Genomic DNA, 18,199 nt, shown 5'->3' with positions numbered 1-18,199 from the left:
GCGGGCTGCTGTTTGGCTTTTGGTGCATTTTGTCGTCTTGTCCCTCAGGTGGGTAACCAGTGGGCTCATCTCAGCATATAGTGTCACAAAGAGGAGGTGGCCGCTATGCTTGAGCTTCTATTATTAGTCATTGGCTGCTATGTTCTGGCTGCATTATTCGTGCATCTGGCGTATCGAATTTGGCGTGGAAGGCAGCGTTCCAGCCAGCATTATGTGCTCGTAGCGGACGATCGGCAGAGAAATTTGGAGTGGTACGTACGTTCGTTATTTTCATTTTCACGCAGAATGGGTCGAAATGTGCGTTTGACCATTGTTGATCATGGTGTCTCAGAAGAGACGCGAGCAATGGTTGACCGTTTGGCTAGAGGAGGCCGGGAGGTTAACGTTCACCCTAAAAAGCAAATACAAATGACAGAAAATGATGATAGTAAGCGCTCACAAATGAAGGGGATAGAGGGGACCCAGCTTTTGTGGCTGCTGCAGGCTGAGGGCATCGTTTCGCAAGCGGATCATGCGGTATTAATTGATTTGCAAAATCCGTCAGATTTGTCGAAAATGCCATTTTAGTATATGATTATGGTAATTTCATACAAAGAGTGAAGCACACTCCATAACGCAGGCTGCGTCGATGAGTGTGTTTCTTTTCGTTTATGCAGCCGTTGGTCGTTATGCTCAGTGTGCTCGATACTGACAAGCGATCGGGGGCGAATTAGGATGAGGGTTCAAGTGTATATCGTAGAGGTGCGCAAGCAATGGAAAGCTAGGCTGACCATCAACTCTGAGGTGGATAAGCATTATTGGATGAATGGGCATTTCGAAGAGGCCGGCTGCTTAAATGGTGAGCTTGCTCATTCAGGCTGGCTGCTGCTGGAGGAGCTTCCGCTTTCTGATGCCTCTCGCGCAGTGGAGCTATGGGATATTGCAATGAGGAGCGGGAGTGGAGTTTGGAAAGAGAGGCAGGCAGTTGTTGATTGTGTAGGAGCGATTGAGCTGCTGCTTGCCTGTACTCGGGAGGCAAAGCTTGAAGCGGAAAATGGACAGGCAGCACGCTGGAAGTGGCGGTGGCAAAGGAGAATCCATCCTGTACGGACTGCGGAGTGGGATAGAGAAGGCTTGCTTCGATTAGGTGTGGTCTGGGAGCGGGAGAAAAGGAGAAGTGCAGCGGAAAGGTATGGGGAGCAGAAGGAGGGAAAGAGCGGGATCGGTGTGATTGGACTGAGTGAGAAAAGGACGAGTTTAGCGGGTAGTTATAGTGAGCTGAGGGAAAGAGCGAATGCAGCGAGCTGGTATGGAGAAAATGAAGGCAGATCTAGAGAAACATATGCAATGAAAGGGCCTATGCTCAGCGTAAGCACGCTGGGCCTGGTCGCGGCATGGGCGGAGCTTGCCGCGGATGTATTGCAGGGACGTGCGCTATTGCGCAGCGAGGCGCACGCCCTGCTCACTGGCGCAGGGGGACCCGGTGCCGCGGCAAGCTGGAGCGCAGTGCTCCAGCTTGCTGCGCTGCTCGGGCGGGTGCGCCTTGGCGGATCAGTCGCCGCTGAAGCGGGCGTGCGAGTGGACGGGTTGAGGCGCCGCAGGCGCGAGTGCAGCTGCTTGCGCTGCGGGAGTGGCGAGGCGAAGCTGCACCGCACGGCATGTGCTGCGTGCGGGCGGGTTTGCGCCTATTGCACGGCGTGCATTGGGATGGGGCGGAGCCGGGAATGCGAGCTGCTGGTGATTGGACAGCGAGCTGCCCAGTTGAAGCGAAGTGCGGAGCAGGGCGGGACGAAGCAGGCTATGCAGCAGATATCAGCAGAGCAGAGTCTGGGTAAATGGGGACTGAGCCCTGCTCAGACTGCGGCTGCTGCCAAGGCGCTGCGTTTTGTTGAGGGACAGGCTGCGGAGTCGACACAGGCAGGAGGGAGAGAATCCGCTCCCAAGAGAGATTTTCTTCTTTGGGCTGTAACTGGGGCGGGCAAGACGGAGATGATTTTCCCGCTGTTGGGATCGGTACTGCAGCGGGGCGGCAGGGCGCTTATTGCAACGCCGCGCCGCGACGTTGTAATCGAGCTTGATCCGCGCATTCGGAAAGCTTTCCCTGCGGCGTCGGTTGTTACCTTATACGGTGGAAGCGCGCAGCGCTGGGAGAGCGGAGATATTACACTGGCTACTACGCATCAGCTGCTGCGATTTTACCAAGGGTTTGATCTAGTGGTCATTGATGAGCTGGATGCTTTTCCCTATGCCGGCGATCCCATGCTTCACTACGCTGCAGACAAGAGCTGTGCACCTGGCGCCGCTCGGCTGCTGCTTTCTGCCACGCCGCCAAGTGAGCTGCAGCGTGCAGCAAAGCGCGGCAAGCTGCCGCATGCGAGGGTGCCAGTACGCTATCATCGCCATCCACTTCCTGTGCCTAAGCTGCTCCAAATTCCAGCCGTACAGCAAATGCTTCAGCAGAGAAGGCTGCCATCGAGGCTGCAAGCCGCGATGCAGAAGTCGCTCATGCGCGGTGCTCAGCTGTTCGTGTTTGTTCAGCGGATTGCTCAAACCGAGCCAATGGCTGCCATGCTGCGAGATGTGCTGATGCAAGGGGCAGTAGCGGCGACCTCCTCACAAGATGCGGAGCGCGCGGAAAAGGTTCAGCGTTTCCGCACACGTGAGATCAGGGTGCTGGTCACCACGACGATACTTGAGAGAGGAGTCACGATTCCAAAGAGCGACGTCTATATATTGGATGCAGATGGGCGGTTGTTCGACGAGGCCTCCTTAGTTCAAATGGCAGGTAGAGCTGGCCGCTCGGCAGATGATCCGTTTGGGCAGGTATATTTTTGCAGTCGTGAACGCAATCATGCTCAGCTCTCTGCGGTGCGTCATATTCAAACGATGAACCGCATGGCTCGCAAGCACGGCTACTTGCTCCCCGCAGGCAAAGGAGGCTCGTCTACATGATCGCCTCGCTATTCAACAGGCTCCGGCGGCTTCCGTCCGCCTTCGCCACGGCAGCGCAGCTGCTCGCCCCTAGTTCTGCCGCATGCCTCCTATGCGGCAAGCCATTTGACGAGGCTCGCAGCGCGGCCGCTTACAACCAATCGAAGCTGACGACCCAGCTTCGACAATCGCTTTGCGGAGCGTGCCTCTCCGCAATACCTTGGCTCAGCCGCATCGCTTGTACTCGCTGCGGCCGGGGCATCGCTTGCGAGGATTGCGTGCGAAGCCCTAGGCGGGCATTCGTGTGCAACCGCAGCGCGGTGCGCTATAACCCCGCTATGAGAGAGATGCTCGCTCTCTATAAATACCGAGGCAATGAGCGGCTTGCTCCGCTGCTTGGCGATATGCTTATTCCTGCCTTCGAGTCGATGACGAATGAAATAGCAGCGCAGCATTTGAGGCCACGCACTCGATCCTCTAGGTCAAAAGTGACAATGTCTAATTATTGGGATGCGATTACCTATGTCCCTATTAGTACAGAACGTTCAATGGAGCGAGGCTTTAATCAAGCGGAGCAGCTAGCGAGCCATATCGCCGCGAAATACCGTTTGCCGCTCATGAGTTTACTTACTCGATCCCGACACTCCGAGAAGCAAAGCTTCAAAACGCGTGCAGAGAGGATGAGTGATACAAAAGCTCTTTTTACCGTTAATCATGCCGAGTTTACTAGTTTGAAAACGAATGGTAATCTTCCTATACGCAAATCGCAATTATCTTATAGTACTATCCGTATTCTGCTTATTGACGATATATATACAACGGGGAGCACGGCGGAGGCGTGCGCACAGGCGCTTCACCAGCATGCGCAGTTTCCTTTAGAAATCTATGTTTTGACATGGGCTCGTTCCTAAGTGATTCTATGGAGCGTAAGGCTTTGTAATAGATTGATAGTGAAAAAGTTAGCTTTTTCGATTAGAATGAAAATAACTAATGACCATACCGATGAAAAAAAAGGGGGCTCAGAGCGATGAATTTAGACAATTGTCCTCGCTGCGGAAAGCTGTTTGCCAAACATTTTAGAGACGTGTGCCCGTCATGCTTGCGCGAAATTGATAATGAGTATCAGCTTTGCGCAGATTATTTGCGTGAATTCAAGGGTTCGATCATAACAGAGGTATCTGAAGCTACCGGGGTGTCCATTAAGCAAATTACGAAATTCATCCGCGAAGGCCGAATCTCGATTATTAATGCTCCGAATATGTCGTATCCGTGTGAATCCTGCGGGACGCTGATCCGTGAGCATCATCTCTGCGATGAGTGCCGTAACCGGATCGATAAGGATAAGAAGCAAATGTTTGAGGATTTGGCTAGAAAAGATCAATCAAAAGGATTCAACAAAGAAAACGGTGTCTATAAAGGCCTTGATAGATACAAGGATAAAAAATGATTTTATACTAATGTTTTTTTTACACTATAAAATTTCACTTGACTGAAGCCGATAATACTTGTAAAGGTAATCGGCTTTTTTAGTTCTCGTAAATAATGAGGTGGATAAAATGAAAATAAATGAGACGAATCGTGTTGGAGCGTTCAACCAGTATCAGAAGCAAAATGATTTCAAAGCGACCGGAGCAAGCAAGGCCAAGCAGAAGGACGAGGTCCAAATATCAGCAGCGGCCAAGGAGCTGCTAACGACAAGCAAGGCTAGCGGAGCGGACAGAACGCAGCATATCGAGCAGTTGAAAAACGAAGTAGCATCAGGCACATATCATGTGGAAGCGGGTAAGATTGCTGAGAGGCTGCTTCCCTACCTGAAGGAGTAGTTCTCTAGATGAATGAGTACATCCTGCAAATAATCGAGATATTGCGCGAGCTGATTGATGAGCATAGACAACTTATTGAATATGGGAATGCGAAGACAACAGCAATCACCGCAAACAGCGTGGAGACCATCTCGTATATTTCCAGTAAAGAAAAGAAGAGCGTTCAGCGGGTATTGGAGCTGGAGCAGCGGCGAGTCTTTTTAATTGGGAAATATATGCTGGATCAGAAGCTGACCGCCCATCGATCTTTCAAAATGGAGAAGCTTATACAGGTAGTCTACCACGCGAATGAAAAACAGCAGCTGCAGGCCATATGGCTTGAAATGTCAGAGGTAATTAAGAAGCTTCAAGATATTAACGAATTCAACCAGCAGCTAACGCGTATGAAATTGGAATATCTTCATTTTACGCAAGATTTGCTGCTTGGGCCAGTAGATGAGGATGTTACCTACCATCGTGCCTTGCAAGGTAATGCTTATCAAAGAAGCGGTCGTTTTAATATGAAAATGTAGTTTTTCAACAAAAGAAGGAGCGATATCATGGGATCTACATTTCACGGATTGGAAACGGCTCGTCGCAGCTTGTTTACTTCACAAACCGCACTTAATACAACCGGACATAACATCGCCAATGCAAACACAGCAGGCTATACGAGACAAGTTGTAAATATGACAGCATCACGGTCGATTGAAGCATTGGGATATTCAAAATCCACAGCTGCGGGACAATTGGGAACAGGTGTTGAAGCGAGCTCAATTGACCGTGTTCGAAATCGCTTTCTTGATGATCAATTCCATAGTGAATACAAATGGCTTGGCAATCAAACCGTCCAGTTAGATACACTGAATAAGCTTGAGGGTATTGTGAACGAACCGAGTAACACCGGTTTGCAAACCGTATTGTCAAACTTCTGGAATGCATGGTCTGATCTTAGTGTAAACCCGGATAGCGTGGACGGACGAGCGGTTGTTAAAGAACAAACAGCGGCATTGATCGATACCTTTAACTATACAGCTAATCAACTAAATGATTTGAAATCAGATTTGACCGAAAATGCTGAGATTAATCTTTCCAATCTTAATTCTATTATTAATACGATTGCACAGCTTAATGGAGAGATCGAACGCATCGAAGCCATGGGAGATCGAGCAAATGATTTGCGCGATCAACGTGATTTGCTAACAGATGAGCTGTCTGGGCTTGTTAATATCAATATGAAAGAGATGTCGAACGGATACTCTATTTCTATGGGCGGAATTGAGCTAGTGAATGGCAAGACAGCAACACCACTTGAAATGGCAGACGTAACAGCAGCTATCGCATCGGGCGATTTGAACAATGGAGCTATTTACGGCACGATATATTCTAGAGATTCACATGTTCAAGGATATATAGATAATCTTAATGCTATGGCCAACACAATCGCGAACGGAGAATTTCAAGTTACGATCCCTAAGGGATCGATTCTGCCTGAGGGTACCATATTAAACGGTGTATCTTATACGGGAACTAGTCGAGAGCTAACTGAAGACCTACCGGTTACTGTTAAAGGCTTGAATGGTCTGCATCAGCTTGGCTATACGCTATCTGGAGAGCCTGGTTTGCCTATCTTCACGGATGCTTCCGGAAGTACGGAAAACCTAACTGCATTAAACCTAAGGTTGAATTCAGCTATTGATACGGATCCGAGCAAAATCGCTACCTCGATGCGTGTAACATTCAATGAGGATGGTACGGAAACGGCTGTAGTGGGCAACAATATGATGTCAGTATTAATGTCCAAAATGCGTGACACGAAGTTTGATTTCGATTCATCTAACAGCGGTACGAGCATGAATACGATCGATACGTATTTCCGTTCTGTTGTGGGTAAGCTGGGTGTGCAGACGAGTGAAGCAAAACGCCTCCAAGCCAATCAACAAACGCTTGTCGATCAGGTTGATTCGAATCGTATGTCAGTGAGCGGTGTTTCATTGGATGAAGAAATGTCGAATATGATTAAATACCAGCATGCATATAATGCAGCTGCCCGTAATATGACAATGATCGATGAGATGCTGGATCGTGTCATTAACAATATGGGCCGTGTCGGTCTGTAAAATAAGAATTGAACCAATTCGGAGGTAGAGCATTATGTCATTTCGAGTCACGCAATCGATGATGAACACGCAGTTGTTAGGTAACTTGAATAAGAACTTGAATCGTTTGAACACGCTTCAGGAGCAGCTGTCTACAGGCAGAAAAATTAACAAGGCATCTGATGATCCAGTTGGTGTAACGTACGCACTGCGTTACCGTTCGGAGATTGCCACGAATGATCAGTATAGGGCTAATGCAGATTCAGCATTATCCCAGCTTGAATATATGGATACAACCGTTGGACAGGCTACTGATATTATGCAGCGCTTCAGAGAACTGGTCGTTAAAGGTGCGAACGGAACGCTGGAGGAAACAAGCTTGAATGCGATTAAGACGGAGGTTTCACAGTTATACAACCAGATGATTGAAATTGGCAACAGCCAGTTTAATGGGAAGCAAATGTTTAACGGGGAGTTAACGGATACGAAGCCGTACTCTACGTTGACGTTGGAGGAATCGATTGATCCTCTTGCAGTCCCGCCGCAGACGAAGGCTTACAGCAACGTAACCGATACGGGAAAGATACAATATGAATTGTCGCCAGGAATGACGATGACTACTAACGTTACAGGAACAGAAGTGTTCGGAGATCCGATCGTAACGGAACCGGATACGACAAGTGATAATGCGTTTCACCTATTACGGAATGCGTTTGAAATGCTAGAGTCAGGCGATCAGACAGGTCTAAGCAATATGCTTGGACAAATCGACAGCCGCTTAAACAGCATGCTGACCAAGCGTGCCGAAGTTGGCGCACGTACCAATCGTGTAGAGCTTGTCCAAAGCCGTTTGGCTGACGTTAGTCTGAACTTGCAGGAACTGCAATCCAAAATTGAAGATGCTGATTTGGCAGAGGTCATTACGAATATTACTACGGAAGAGAACGTCTACCAAGCTTCGTTGTCGGCAGGCGCAAAGATCATTCAACCAAGCCTACTTGATTTCTTGAGATAGGGTGAGGCATATGTCCATACCCCAAATTCAAATTAAACAGCAGATGGCTCAAATCGGAATGAGTGCTGAACGAGGCAAGCTGAAGCTTGAACAGCCTGAAGCAAGTATTAAGATGAAGCAGGTTAACGCGGAGCTTCAAATTTCACATACGGATGGGCGCCTGGAGATTAATCAAGATAAAGCCTGGGATGCGCTGGGACTCGCAAGCCCTACGACAGTGATGAATCGAATTTACACGCAAGCCAAAAGCATAGCATTAAATGGTATTGCACGACGTATGCAGGATGGAGATAGGCTCGGTAATATTGCGCAGTCGCAGGGGAATAATCCAATTCCTAGCATGGCAAAGGATTGGCGTGATAAAAAAACAAATTTCAATGTCAGCGGGCCTGCTTCCTATCTAAACGTTCATGTGAATTATTCAGAGGGACAGCTGTCAATTGACTCTAAAGAGGGTTATGTCGATAGAACAGTTGAGGTTAACTCGCCAATTAATCGTTCGACTATTGGTCAACTGGATATTTATATGCGTCAGCGTGCGAGTGTAGAAATCACTCCTCCGCAAATTAATACTACATTTTAAACAAATATAGCTACAAGCAGCAACCGTATCGAGACTATAGATCCAGAAAGTTTGCGTCAACGCAGACTGTGGTCTATAGTTTTTCTATTATGGGAGTATGCGAAAAAAAGGAGATGCACATGATGACTGAACAAAACATCCACTTCAAATATGGAATTCCCGGCTTCGAAAATTTGCAGCAATTTGTGATGACGGAAGTAGAAGGTGATTTGCCAATGAAGCTGCTCAAGCCTGTGAATCATAATGAGATTTCTTTTTTGATTGCCAGCCCTTTTTATTTCCGAGCGGATTATGAATGGGATCTGCCCCAGTCGGTCATGGATGAGCTTGAAATTGCTGATGAGACTGATGTTGAGATCTGGTCTATTCTAACCATCCCTGCTGATCCCAAAGAAGCAACATTAAATTTGCTTGCTCCGCTAGTATTCAACAAGACAAAGAGATTAGGCAAACAGCATATTATCCATAATAGCAGCTTCAGTGCTCGAGCACCGCTGTTCGAAGTGTCGATAGGCTCCTCGTTGCAAGGAGGGGCTTAGCATGCTCGTATTATCACGCAAACAAAATGAATCGATTATTATTGATGGAGATATTGAGGTAGTGGTTTTAGGGGTGGAGGGGGATACTGTAAAGCTAGGTATACGCGCACCTAAGGAAATCGATATCTATCGCAAAGAGCTTTATGATTCCATCATTAGTTCGAATCAGGAAGCAGCCCATAATGCAGGCTCGCTTGATCAAATAGCACGGTTGCTCCAGAGCGGCCGAATAACAAAAACGTAAGCTTGAATAGAACAACAAAGGCTGCCATCGATAACGATTGGCAGCCTTTCTGAATATCATTAGTTTTTTATGAGAATTGACATATAGGCCATGCTAGTATATCCATTTTTTTTCAGTGTATCGGACATTTTAGTGAGAAATGATTTGTTATGCTCGAACATTTTGGAGAAGGACTGTATAATTTTAACTGCAAGATCAGTGGTCATTCCCTTATGATAGCCACCTACTCCGATAAACAGCATTTTGATTATGGAGAAATGTACAACGAGCATCACATACTCTTCAAAGACATTTTCGTATTCGCTGAATGGAAAGGTATTTTTAAATACATGATTTACGAGATAGTTTTCCATAATATATTCGTGCTCATTCATAAATGGCTCATAATAGAGCGAGATCATTTCACTATACTTAGCAGCGACATCGGCGTAAAGAGAGTCCTTTACATAGCCCAGTCCTAAGAGCGCCTCTGTGAAGCATTGAAGAAAACGTTCGTTCTTAATACCCATCCGGAAACGTTCATCGGTCATCGCTTTAATAAGCTCCATTTGCAAATTTTGCTGTGTAGGAATGCCGTTAAGTGATTCGCGAAGTGAACCGCTTTCTACTATATTTGTATAGGAGCTAATGAGAGTGGGGATCTGATCTAGCTGTTTCTCGTTAATAAGCTCTGAGAGCTTATTATAGAACATGCCTAAAATTATGAGTCGATCTTGTAAAGGGTACATGCGGTTTTGTAATAATGAGATGGTGAAAATGCGAAGCTCCCATAAATATTTTTTTGGGCTGTTTTTCAAACGAATATCCGAAGTGTCCAGTGAACCTACATTCACAGACCTTCCATCTACTTGATTCTGGACCTCATCAAATTCAATGCCATCTGGATTGAGCAAGGCAAGCCTCGCAATTTCGGGGCAGGATACGGTTCCAGACTGTTCTAGCACATCATTCACATTACGAGTCATTCTAGGGTATGTGGCGCATGTCGTAGACAGATATTCCTCGCCCAGTTTTTTTTGAATGCTGCACAGCTTCTCGGTATCGAGAAACGGGCAACTGCCATCCTGCTCCATCTTAATCTTTGCATAATTATTTGGACTGGGGTTTGAACGATTGCGGGTAACTTTCTTTTGAAGCGTGAATGTTAAGTCTTTATCGCGGACGCGATTATATTTCTTGTACGTATCCTCATCAATCGAAACCTTCCATCCGATACAGCAGCTATCCTCGCAAGCAGAACCGATGCATGAGAAATCGCGCATGTATTGAGGAATGATCGCTGAACTATTACGAGTACTCATTAAATTGCCTCCCCAAATTTTCAGAATGCCACATCTTAATTGTTAGAAAACAGGCCTTTGCAGCAAGTAATCCGACATGATTTGCAATGCTCTATTCAATTTATCGACAAATTTTTAAAAAATATAATATTATTTGAATCTGCTATTAAATTTTAAGGGCTAGCGTTCGATAAATATAGTAGCGCGATAATGGGGCGGCCGACCTATATATCGTAAGCTTCCGCAAGGATGCGGAAATTCGAACTTATTTCAAGGAGGAAATTAAAATGCGTATTAATCACAACATCGCAGCTCTAAACACTCACCGTCAATTGGGTGCTAACCAAGCAGGTACTAGCAAGAACCTTGAGAAACTATCATCCGGTTTGAAAATCAACCGTGCTGGCGATGATGCAGCAGGTCTAGCTATTTCCGAAAAAATGCGTGCTCAAATCCGCGGTTTGGATATGGCTTCCAAAAACGCGCAAGATAGCATTTCTCTTATTCAAACAGCTGAGGGCGCGATGAGCGAAACTCACAGCATCTTGCAACGTATGCGTGAGCTTGCTGTTCAATCGGCGAATGATACGAATACAACTGAAGATCGCCAGAAGCTTCAATCCGAAGTTAATGAGCTTACTTCTGAAATCAACCGTATTGGTAAAACAACACAATTCAACAACAAGGATTTGTTGAAAGGTGATTTCGATTATAAAGCAGCAACAAGCGCATCCGTAAGTGGTACAGCTGCAGTTACAGGCCTTACATTGAATGATGTAGCTGAAACGTTCGCTGGAGCAAAAGCTGGCAATGCCGCTAATCTACAAACAGAAGATACAAAATCCGTTTTGACTGGTGGAGTTGCCGTAACTGGTGCTGATACATTCACTACTGACCAAGATGAGATTACGATTAATGTTGGTGGTACTGAGAAATCTTATACTTTGACAGGCGCAGACCTTGATGCTGCTCTTACTGATTTGAACACTAAGCTGACTACTGACGGTCTTGATGCAAAAGCTTCAATTTCTGGCGGTAAAATTGTAATTGAATCTACAGTTAAAGGCGCTGGTGCAGCTTCTATCTCCGTAACTGGCGGTGGCTTTGCTGATACATTCATTGGCAACAACGCGAATCCGGCTACTTCTGTTCAAGGTCAAGCAGGTGCAATCAGAATTGGTGCTACTGATGCAACTGCGACTGGCGGCACGGCGGTTACAACTTACTCGCCTACTGCAGCGGCAAATGAGCTTACACTATCAGTAGATGACCAATCGTATACGGTTGCGCTTACCGAACCTGGTGCTCCATACGACTTAACAGATGCTACTGATCAGGGCACATTCCTAACTGATATTAATGCTAAGCTAACTGCTGCTGGTGCAGTAGGCGTTACAGCATCATTTGATGCGAGCAACAAACTGGTATTCACTGCAGGCGCTGGTATTGAGAATGTTTCGGTAACTGGTGGTAATGCTGCAACTGGTCTTGGTTTCGCAACAAGCACTAATGCTGCAGCTGGAGCAGACAACAAAGATATCGAAATTAATGGTACAACTTACACTCTAGATGCGGGTAATTATGCGGACACAGATGCTGTTATCGCAAACTTGAACACAAAATTGGCTGCTGACGATCTTGTTGCGAGCATTGATACAGATGGAAAAGTGAAAATTGCTTCTACAGCATCGACTACTACAGCAATAGCTGTTACTGGTACTGGTGAGCTAGCTGCACAATTAGGCCTAGATGTTACTACAGCAACTGGTCATGATGCCGGATCTGTAGCAGACAACACGTTAGATTTGAAAGTAAATGGTCAAGCTGCGACTGTTACCTTCACGAAAGGTACTGCGTATACTCAAGCACAAGTTAAAGATGAAATTACAAATCAATTAAAAGCTGCTGGAGCAACTGATTTTGAAGTATCTATTAAAGATAACAAACTTCAGATCTCTTCGACTCTAACAGGTACAGCATCGAGTGTTGAAGTTGTGGGTGCTAGTGATGAGCTTGCTACTACACTTGGACTTGAGGGTCTTAACTCGACAGGTAAAGCAACTGAGAACGAATTGCTTACTTTCCAAATCGGCTCAAACCAAAACCAAACTATGGCTCTATCGATTGCTGATATGAGAGCTGGTGCACTTGGTATCACAGGAGCGGGAACAGGCTTTAGCGCTTCTTCTAATGTTACTGACGGTACAGATAATAAGTTTGTAGAAAGCTCCCTAGACATCACAACTACTACTGGCGCTGCTAACGCAATTAGTGTTCTTGATACAGCAATTAACTCGGTATCCACTGAACGCTCGAAACTTGGTGCTGTTCAAAACCGTCTAGAGCACACAATCAACAACTTGGGAACTTCTTCCGAGAACTTGACTGCTGCTGAATCCCGTATCCGCGACGTAGATATGGCGAAAGAAATGATGGAGTTCACGAAGAACAACATCCTTTCCCAAGCTGCACAAGCGATGCTTGCACAAGCAAATCAACAGCCGCAAGGCGTTCTTCAATTGCTTGGTTAATATGTACTCGTACGACCAAGAGACTCTGGAATTTCAGAGTCTCTTTTTTTATTTCCTATAACACAATTCAAATAGGATTCCGATATATAGGGTAATAAGAATTTTACCATGGAGGGTTGGGGCTTGTATGAATACGAATTTGTCGATCTCAGGCAGTCATACTGGGGCACAAGAACGGTCTATATTACGCAGCTCAGAATCGACAGTAAATAATGATCAAACCGCTATAGCCAACAGTAATTCCTTGCAGCGAGTGCCGTCGATGATTAACAACGTCGCAGCACTAAAGAATGCGGAGCTTAAGGGTGATAGCTTCACGATCAGTCAAGAACAAGTGGTTAAAGCTATTGAAAGTGCTATGAAGAGCATGCAGGGCAAAGCGACATCTTTGGAGTTCACTGTTCATGAACCAACAAAGCGAATTGCGGTTAAAGTTCTAGATAGCGATACTGGAGATATCATTCGCGAAATTCCTCCTGAAAAGTCGCTTGATTTTATCGCCAAGCTATGGGAAATGGCCGGTATCATAATTGACGAGAAACGTTAATTTGAATATTTGAAAGGAGAAAATAATATCATGGCAAATCGCATTTCAGGTTTATCCTCGGGCATCGATTACGATACGATCATTAAACAAATGATGGATGCACGCAGGATTCCGATGGAAAAAGTCCAACAGCAAAAGCAATTGCTCCAATGGAAGCGTGACGATTATCGTACGCTGAACAACAAAATTTTAGATTTTAAAAACGCAGCGTTCGATATGACTTTGCAAACAGGTTATTTATCAAAAAAAGTAACCTCGTCGAATGAAAGTATTGTTACCGTTACGGGAACGGCTAATGCTAATGAAGGACAGTATAAATTTACGGTTGACAAATTGGCTTCGGCTGGATCTTTAAGTACGGGGAAATTATCAGAAGGAAAGTTAGCCCAGGTGTCCACTCTAGGTGAATTAACCGATGCGGCTTGGACCGGCGAAACCGGATTTACCATTGGCGGAGAGAAGGGTACATCGACAATTTCAATAAAGGCCACAGATACGTTAGAGCAGTTTGCTGCTGCAGTGAACAGCAAGTCTTCTGTAACCGGTGTTAAAGTTACGTATGACAAGAAGCTGGACACGATGTTTTTTGTCTCTACTGCAACAGGAGACGCTTCTAATATATCATTAAGCATGCAAGACCAGAAGATTAATGATTTTCTTAACCTCAGTGGAAGCACTACATCTCAAGGGCAGGTATTTGAGGGTGATAAGGCCTTTACTTCCTCTTTATCCGTGATCAACTCTGAGTTGACAGGCACGAAGCAGTTTAAAATGACAGTAAACGGCGATGAGAAAACGTTTGATATCACCAATAAAACGACCATTGGACAGCTAATTAATAACATTAATAAAGAAATAGGAACGGCTTCGGGTGCTACAGCATATTTATCGTCTGAAGGTAAACTAGCTTTTAATGACCCAAATAAAGCTTTGGATGCAAGTGGCTTCAGCGATGATTCAAGCAATGCATTACTGACATCTTTGGGTTTGACAAGCTCGACATCAGTTCCCAAGGATTTTTATTCGGTCAAAACAACGAACGGTAATGATGCTGAAGTTACTTTTAATGGTGTTAGCGGCAAGTATAGCTCCAATACGGTCGCTATAGGCGGTATGAATTTTACGCTGAAGAAGGCAAGTCCTTTTGAAGAAGTGACAGTGGGAGTTACTCAAGATGTTGACGCAGTATATGATACAATTAAAAAGTTTGTAGATAAATATAACGAGCTTATTGAAGCGGTCAATACTGGAATAGGACAGAAGCGTGACCGTGATTATCCACCATTGACCGATGCTCAGAAAGAAGATATGACGGAGAAGGAAATAGAAAAGTGGGAAACTGCTGCTAAAGCAGGGACGCTTGCAAATGACCCATTACTCTCCAATGGCCTTCAGTCGCTTCGACGCGCTTTGAGTGATTCGTTAAGCGGACTACCGCTTGGGCAGTTGAAAAGTCTTTCAGACATCGGAATTTCCAATACCAATATCAGCGGTTCTACAATATCTGGATCGTATGATGACAAAGGTAAGCTTTATATTGATGAAACGAAGCTCAAGGCCGCTTTGGCTGAGAAACCGGATGAAGTGATGGCTTTGTTTACTACAGATGCAGCTACAAGCTCCGGTGACGGCATTGCTACTCGATTGTATGATCAAGCTTCAATTTTGTTCAAGCAAATTACGGAAAAAGCGGGTACGTCAACAGCGCTCGAAAACAACTATGCAATGGGCAAAGAATCATTGCGTTATGATGAACAAATTGCCGCAATGACTTTACGGTTAGAGAACTTAGAAAAACGGTATTACAGCCAATTCACCGCAATGGAAACCTATCTAGATAAAATGAACTCTCAAAGCGCATGGTTAAGTCAGCAATTTAGCACATAGGGGGATAACAGATGCTTGCTCAACAGCGTAATAAATATTTGCAGACAACAGTACAAACGGCTACTCCACAGCAGTTACTCATTATGCTATATGATGGTGCAATTCGTTTTTGCCGTCAGGGTATCGAAGGAATCAAGAACGGCAATTATTCAGATGCTAATACTGGTTTCCTAAAAACACAAGCCATTATTAATGAATTTATTATTACGATTGACCGTACGTCACCAGTTGCGGAAAATTTATTGAAATTATACGATTATTTCAATATGCGACTAACGGAGGCGAACATCAGTAAGAAGACGGAGCCTGCCGAAGAAGTGCTGAACCATCTGATCGAGCTGAAAGAAACCTGGTATCAAGCTGCAAAACAATTTAATCAGTCAGCGGGGCAAGCGAGTGGAAGCAACTTTGCAGCGACTCATTCAACTGTCGTCTGATCTTATTTCGCAGGGTGAGACTAGCGGGCTAGAGGATATCGAAGCTTACATGCAGGAGCGAGATAGGGTGTTTACAGATTTGCAGCATTTGACACCCGCTTCTGACCAAGTAGTAGCCTTTCGACCTCTTGTTCTACGCATTGCCGAGATGGATGCTGTTATTACTAGCAGAATGACACTTCTACGTGATACTGCATTATTTGAAATCGAAAAAATAAATCAAGGCAAACGTTCCAAGTCGGCGTATGATTCACCCGCTTACGGAGATGATAGTGTATTTTTCGACAGCAAGCAATAAATAAATAAGCATACTCTGTTGAGCCGCCCTTGGGCGGCTTTTTTTATATTAGGAGATTATATGAATCTAAATATAAGGAACGCTTAGTGGATGATCTAAATAGTTGTTTTGTTCTTATCATTTAAAATAGTATCAAAACAGCTGTTAATGTATATCCTATGTATATACAACATAATTGAGGTGATATATACTTGGATTATATATATGGGGAGGATTTGATTCTTATGACAACAGCGACACTGAGCAAATGGGGGAATAGCAGCGCTATACGAATTCCAAGTCAGTTTCTTAAGCAACTGAATTTAGAGGAAGGTGCGGAGCTGCAAATCATGGTCACTGTCAATAATGAAATATTAATTCGTCCCTTAAAAAAGGCATCAGAAACATCAGAAGAATTACGTGATCATATGAAAATGCTCCTTTCCAAAATTAAGCCGGGATCTCCGCGACATGAAGAGATAGATTTAGGTGTTGAAGGGGACGAATTGTTGTGATCATCCCAACATGCGGCGATTTGGTTTGGCTTGATTTTGATCCACAAGCGGGTCGAGAGCAAGCAGGTCGACTTCCTGCCATTGTATTGTCTGAAGCTGATTTTTAATGAATTGACAGGTTTTGCTCTTGTTTGTCCTATCACTAACCAAGCAAAGGACTATGCCTTTGAGGTTCTGCTCCCTGAAGGTCTCCCGTTTACTGGAGTGGTTCTAACTGATCAGTTAAAAAGCTTAGATGTGAGAAAGCGCAAAATTAAAGTCGTTGGCAGCATTTCGAATGATTCGGAAGTCATGAAGGCAGTTCTTCGCAATACTCGAGCAATTCTAGCCTAACCAGATATTAACCTTAATGAAGCTATATAAATTGTTTTTTCGACATAAAACGATAAGCATAAATGCCCGCCACCTATAGGTTGAATCCGCTTACAATAAATTGTTTGACAATTCCGTGAAGTGGGTGTTATAGTCAAATTGTGGGCTATACAATGAGATGCCTCACAGTATTTGAAGATGAAGGGAATGTTTGCACATGCAAGGTAAAGTTAAATGGTTTAACGCAGAGAAGGGTTATGGATTTATCGAGACTGAGCAAGGCGGCGACGTATTTGTTCATTTCTCCGCTATCCAAACTGAAGGTTTCAAAACACTTGAAGAAGGCCAATCCGTGGAATTCGATATCGTTGAAGGCGCTCGTGGTCCACAAGCAGCTAACGTAGTCAAATTGTAATTATCCGGCTGATCCAGCCAACCTATCATTTGGATCACTAAACAAGCAGCATATACAAAGCTCCGGTAACCCGGGGCTTTTTTTTGTGGATGGCCTGCGGGCAGTACTTCCAGCTGTGACGATTCTATTAATTTTTAGTTATAATTATCTGAAAATTCTAAATAAAATAAAAACTATTTTGATCTATGCGCTTACATATGATATAATAATACCATGTAAAGGAGGAGTTCCCCATGAACTACAACATTCGAGGTCAACACTTTCAAGTGACAGACGCATTGAGAGAATACGTCGAAAAAAAACTCAGCCGATTGGATAAATATTTCGAAGCACCAATCACCTCCGATATTAACGTAACACTATCCGTCACCAAAGGTAAACATGCAGTAGAGGTGACCATTCCACTTACCGGCGTTATGCTAAGAGCCGAAGAGAAAAGCGAGGACATGTACGCATCGATAGATTTGGTTGCTGACAAACTCGAACGACAAATACGTAAGCACAAAACAAAAGTGAATCGCAAATTCCGCCAAGACAGCGGCGTACGCGCCTTATTCAAGGAAGAAGGCTCAGCAGTGGGCGTTCTAGAGGAAGAAGACGATTTGGAGCTAGTACGTACCAAGCGCTTTGCACTCAAGCCGATGGATGTAGAAGAAGCGATTTTGCAAATGAATATGGTTGGACATAGTTTCTTCGTCTTCTCGAATGTAGACAACAAAGAGGTAAGTGTTGTATACAAACGAAGTGATGGAAAATATGGCTTAATTGAGCAGGGCTAGCCGCAATTATACTTAAATTAAAGAGCC

The 18,199-nt window shown here is 44.8% G+C and carries 20 protein-coding genes and 1 pseudogene; 20 read left to right on the top strand and 1 reads right to left on the bottom strand.

The window, feature by feature from the left end:
- The first annotated feature begins 105 nt into the window (after positions 1-105).
- The 11 genes from MHI37_RS28930 to csrA all read left to right on the top strand — a co-directional run bounded on the left by MHI37_RS28930 (position 106) and on the right by csrA (position 9,192).
- Positions 106-567, top strand: coding sequence for a hypothetical protein (locus tag MHI37_RS28930; RefSeq protein WP_076336320.1), 462 nt, complete (start codon positions 106-108; stop codon positions 565-567).
- 147 nt (positions 568-714) lie between these two features.
- Entirely contained in the window at positions 715-2,931 is a 2,217-nt protein-coding gene (locus MHI37_RS28925) for a helicase-related protein (protein WP_076336319.1), read from the top strand.
- The gene (locus MHI37_RS28920; RefSeq protein WP_076336318.1) at positions 2,928-3,821 is read left to right on the top strand and encodes a ComF family protein; all 894 of its coding nucleotides are present in this window, start codon (positions 2,928-2,930) and stop codon (positions 3,819-3,821) included. Before MHI37_RS28925 ends, MHI37_RS28920 begins: the two co-directional genes overlap by 4 nt.
- Positions 3,822-3,937: 116 nt before the next feature.
- The gene (locus MHI37_RS28915) at positions 3,938-4,357 is read left to right on the top strand and encodes a TIGR03826 family flagellar region protein (RefSeq protein WP_076336317.1); all 420 of its coding nucleotides are present in this window, start codon (positions 3,938-3,940) and stop codon (positions 4,355-4,357) included.
- Positions 4,358-4,466: 109 nt separating this feature from the next.
- The gene (gene flgM, locus MHI37_RS28910) at positions 4,467-4,733 is read left to right on the top strand and encodes a flagellar biosynthesis anti-sigma factor FlgM (RefSeq protein ID WP_076336316.1); all 267 of its coding nucleotides are present in this window, start codon (positions 4,467-4,469) and stop codon (positions 4,731-4,733) included.
- 8 nt (positions 4,734-4,741) lie between these two features.
- Complete coding sequence (locus MHI37_RS28905) at positions 4,742-5,245, top strand: flagellar protein FlgN (protein WP_076336315.1); 504 nt, start codon at positions 4,742-4,744, stop codon at positions 5,243-5,245.
- A 27-nt stretch (positions 5,246-5,272) separates the two neighbouring features.
- A complete protein-coding gene (gene flgK, locus MHI37_RS28900; protein ID WP_076336314.1) occupies positions 5,273-6,832 on the top strand; it encodes a flagellar hook-associated protein FlgK in 1,560 nt (519 codons plus the stop codon).
- A 34-nt stretch (positions 6,833-6,866) separates the two neighbouring features.
- Positions 6,867-7,826, top strand: coding sequence for a flagellar hook-associated protein FlgL (flgL, locus tag MHI37_RS28895; RefSeq protein ID WP_076336313.1), 960 nt, complete (start codon positions 6,867-6,869; stop codon positions 7,824-7,826).
- 10 nt (positions 7,827-7,836) lie between these two features.
- Positions 7,837-8,409, top strand: coding sequence for a DUF6470 family protein (locus MHI37_RS28890; protein WP_076336312.1), 573 nt, complete (start codon positions 7,837-7,839; stop codon positions 8,407-8,409).
- Between the two features lie 119 nt (positions 8,410-8,528).
- Complete coding sequence (fliW, locus tag MHI37_RS28885) at positions 8,529-8,948, top strand: flagellar assembly protein FliW (RefSeq protein WP_083676185.1); 420 nt, start codon at positions 8,529-8,531, stop codon at positions 8,946-8,948.
- A 1-nt stretch (position 8,949) separates the two neighbouring features.
- Complete coding sequence (gene csrA / locus MHI37_RS28880) at positions 8,950-9,192, top strand: carbon storage regulator CsrA (protein ID WP_076336310.1); 243 nt, start codon at positions 8,950-8,952, stop codon at positions 9,190-9,192.
- 59 nt (positions 9,193-9,251) lie between these two features.
- Here the strand turns inward: csrA and fliB are convergent, their stop codons facing one another.
- The gene (gene fliB, locus MHI37_RS28875) at positions 9,252-10,493 is read right to left on the bottom strand and encodes a flagellin lysine-N-methylase (RefSeq protein ID WP_076336309.1); all 1,242 of its coding nucleotides are present in this window, start codon (positions 10,491-10,493) and stop codon (positions 9,252-9,254) included.
- A 266-nt stretch (positions 10,494-10,759) separates the two neighbouring features.
- Here fliB and MHI37_RS28870 point away from each other — a divergent pair, with 266 nt between their 5' ends.
- From MHI37_RS28870 to raiA, 9 genes and pseudogenes are all read left to right on the top strand, one after another.
- Positions 10,760-13,003: a flagellin gene (locus tag MHI37_RS28870; protein ID WP_076336308.1), complete on the top strand. Its 2,244-nt coding sequence runs from the start codon at positions 10,760-10,762 to the stop codon at positions 13,001-13,003.
- Positions 13,004-13,130: 127 nt separating this feature from the next.
- Complete coding sequence (locus MHI37_RS28865) at positions 13,131-13,550, top strand: flagellar protein FlaG (protein ID WP_076336307.1); 420 nt, start codon at positions 13,131-13,133, stop codon at positions 13,548-13,550.
- 9 nt (positions 13,551-13,559) lie between these two features.
- The gene (fliD, locus tag MHI37_RS28860) at positions 13,560-15,437 is read left to right on the top strand and encodes a flagellar filament capping protein FliD (protein WP_144023647.1); all 1,878 of its coding nucleotides are present in this window, start codon (positions 13,560-13,562) and stop codon (positions 15,435-15,437) included.
- Positions 15,438-15,448: 11 nt separating this feature from the next.
- A complete protein-coding gene (fliS, locus tag MHI37_RS28855; protein ID WP_076336305.1) occupies positions 15,449-15,874 on the top strand; it encodes a flagellar export chaperone FliS in 426 nt (141 codons plus the stop codon).
- Complete coding sequence (locus tag MHI37_RS28850; protein ID WP_144023646.1) at positions 15,834-16,172, top strand: hypothetical protein; 339 nt, start codon at positions 15,834-15,836, stop codon at positions 16,170-16,172. Before fliS ends, MHI37_RS28850 begins: the two co-directional genes overlap by 41 nt.
- 224 nt (positions 16,173-16,396) lie before the next feature.
- The gene (locus MHI37_RS28845; RefSeq protein WP_144023645.1) at positions 16,397-16,666 is read left to right on the top strand and encodes an AbrB/MazE/SpoVT family DNA-binding domain-containing protein; all 270 of its coding nucleotides are present in this window, start codon (positions 16,397-16,399) and stop codon (positions 16,664-16,666) included.
- A pseudogene (locus tag MHI37_RS28840) lies at positions 16,663-16,999 on the top strand (type II toxin-antitoxin system PemK/MazF family toxin). Before MHI37_RS28845 ends, MHI37_RS28840 begins: the two are co-directional and overlap by 4 nt.
- Before the next feature lie 196 nt (positions 17,000-17,195).
- A complete protein-coding gene (locus tag MHI37_RS28835) occupies positions 17,196-17,393 on the top strand; it encodes a cold shock domain-containing protein (RefSeq protein WP_028608231.1) in 198 nt (65 codons plus the stop codon).
- A 233-nt stretch (positions 17,394-17,626) separates the two neighbouring features.
- Positions 17,627-18,172: a ribosome-associated translation inhibitor RaiA gene (gene raiA / locus MHI37_RS28830; RefSeq protein WP_076336302.1), complete on the top strand. Its 546-nt coding sequence runs from the start codon at positions 17,627-17,629 to the stop codon at positions 18,170-18,172.
- Positions 18,173-18,199 lie beyond the last annotated feature (27 nt).

This window comes from Paenibacillus sp. FSL H8-0548, from assembly GCF_038630985.1.
GTDB lineage: Bacteria > Bacillota > Bacilli > Paenibacillales > Paenibacillaceae > Pristimantibacillus.
The sequence above is the reverse complement of the archived record's forward strand: the minus strand, read 5'-3'. Positions and strand labels throughout refer to the sequence as shown.

Excerpts from the sequence above, each read along its gene's own strand:
- csrA (WP_076336310.1), top strand. The coding sequence starts at position 8,950 with ATGCTCGTATTATCACGCAAACAAAATGAATCGATTATTATTGATGGA.
- MHI37_RS28835 (WP_028608231.1), top strand. The coding sequence starts at position 17,196 with ATGCAAGGTAAAGTTAAATGGTTTAACGCAGAGAAGGGTTATGGATTT.
- MHI37_RS28870 (WP_076336308.1), top strand. The coding sequence starts at position 10,760 with ATGCGTATTAATCACAACATCGCAGCTCTAAACACTCACCGTCAATTG.
- MHI37_RS28915 (WP_076336317.1), top strand. The coding sequence starts at position 3,938 with ATGAATTTAGACAATTGTCCTCGCTGCGGAAAGCTGTTTGCCAAACAT.
- flgL (WP_076336313.1), top strand. The coding sequence starts at position 6,867 with ATGTCATTTCGAGTCACGCAATCGATGATGAACACGCAGTTGTTAGGT.
- MHI37_RS28925 (WP_076336319.1), top strand. The coding sequence starts at position 715 with ATGAGGGTTCAAGTGTATATCGTAGAGGTGCGCAAGCAATGGAAAGCT.
- raiA (WP_076336302.1), top strand. The coding sequence starts at position 17,627 with ATGAACTACAACATTCGAGGTCAACACTTTCAAGTGACAGACGCATTG.
- fliB (WP_076336309.1), bottom strand. The coding sequence starts at position 10,493 with ATGAGTACTCGTAATAGTTCAGCGATCATTCCTCAATACATGCGCGAT.
- MHI37_RS28845 (WP_144023645.1), top strand. The coding sequence starts at position 16,397 with ATGACAACAGCGACACTGAGCAAATGGGGGAATAGCAGCGCTATACGA.
- fliS (WP_076336305.1), top strand. The coding sequence starts at position 15,449 with ATGCTTGCTCAACAGCGTAATAAATATTTGCAGACAACAGTACAAACG.
- flgM (WP_076336316.1), top strand. The coding sequence starts at position 4,467 with ATGAAAATAAATGAGACGAATCGTGTTGGAGCGTTCAACCAGTATCAG.
- MHI37_RS28890 (WP_076336312.1), top strand. The coding sequence starts at position 7,837 with ATGTCCATACCCCAAATTCAAATTAAACAGCAGATGGCTCAAATCGGA.
- fliW (WP_083676185.1), top strand. The coding sequence starts at position 8,529 with ATGATGACTGAACAAAACATCCACTTCAAATATGGAATTCCCGGCTTC.
- MHI37_RS28905 (WP_076336315.1), top strand. The coding sequence starts at position 4,742 with ATGAATGAGTACATCCTGCAAATAATCGAGATATTGCGCGAGCTGATT.
- MHI37_RS28930 (WP_076336320.1), top strand. The coding sequence starts at position 106 with ATGCTTGAGCTTCTATTATTAGTCATTGGCTGCTATGTTCTGGCTGCA.
- MHI37_RS28865 (WP_076336307.1), top strand. The coding sequence starts at position 13,131 with ATGAATACGAATTTGTCGATCTCAGGCAGTCATACTGGGGCACAAGAA.
- MHI37_RS28920 (WP_076336318.1), top strand. The coding sequence starts at position 2,928 with ATGATCGCCTCGCTATTCAACAGGCTCCGGCGGCTTCCGTCCGCCTTC.
- flgK (WP_076336314.1), top strand. The coding sequence starts at position 5,273 with ATGGGATCTACATTTCACGGATTGGAAACGGCTCGTCGCAGCTTGTTT.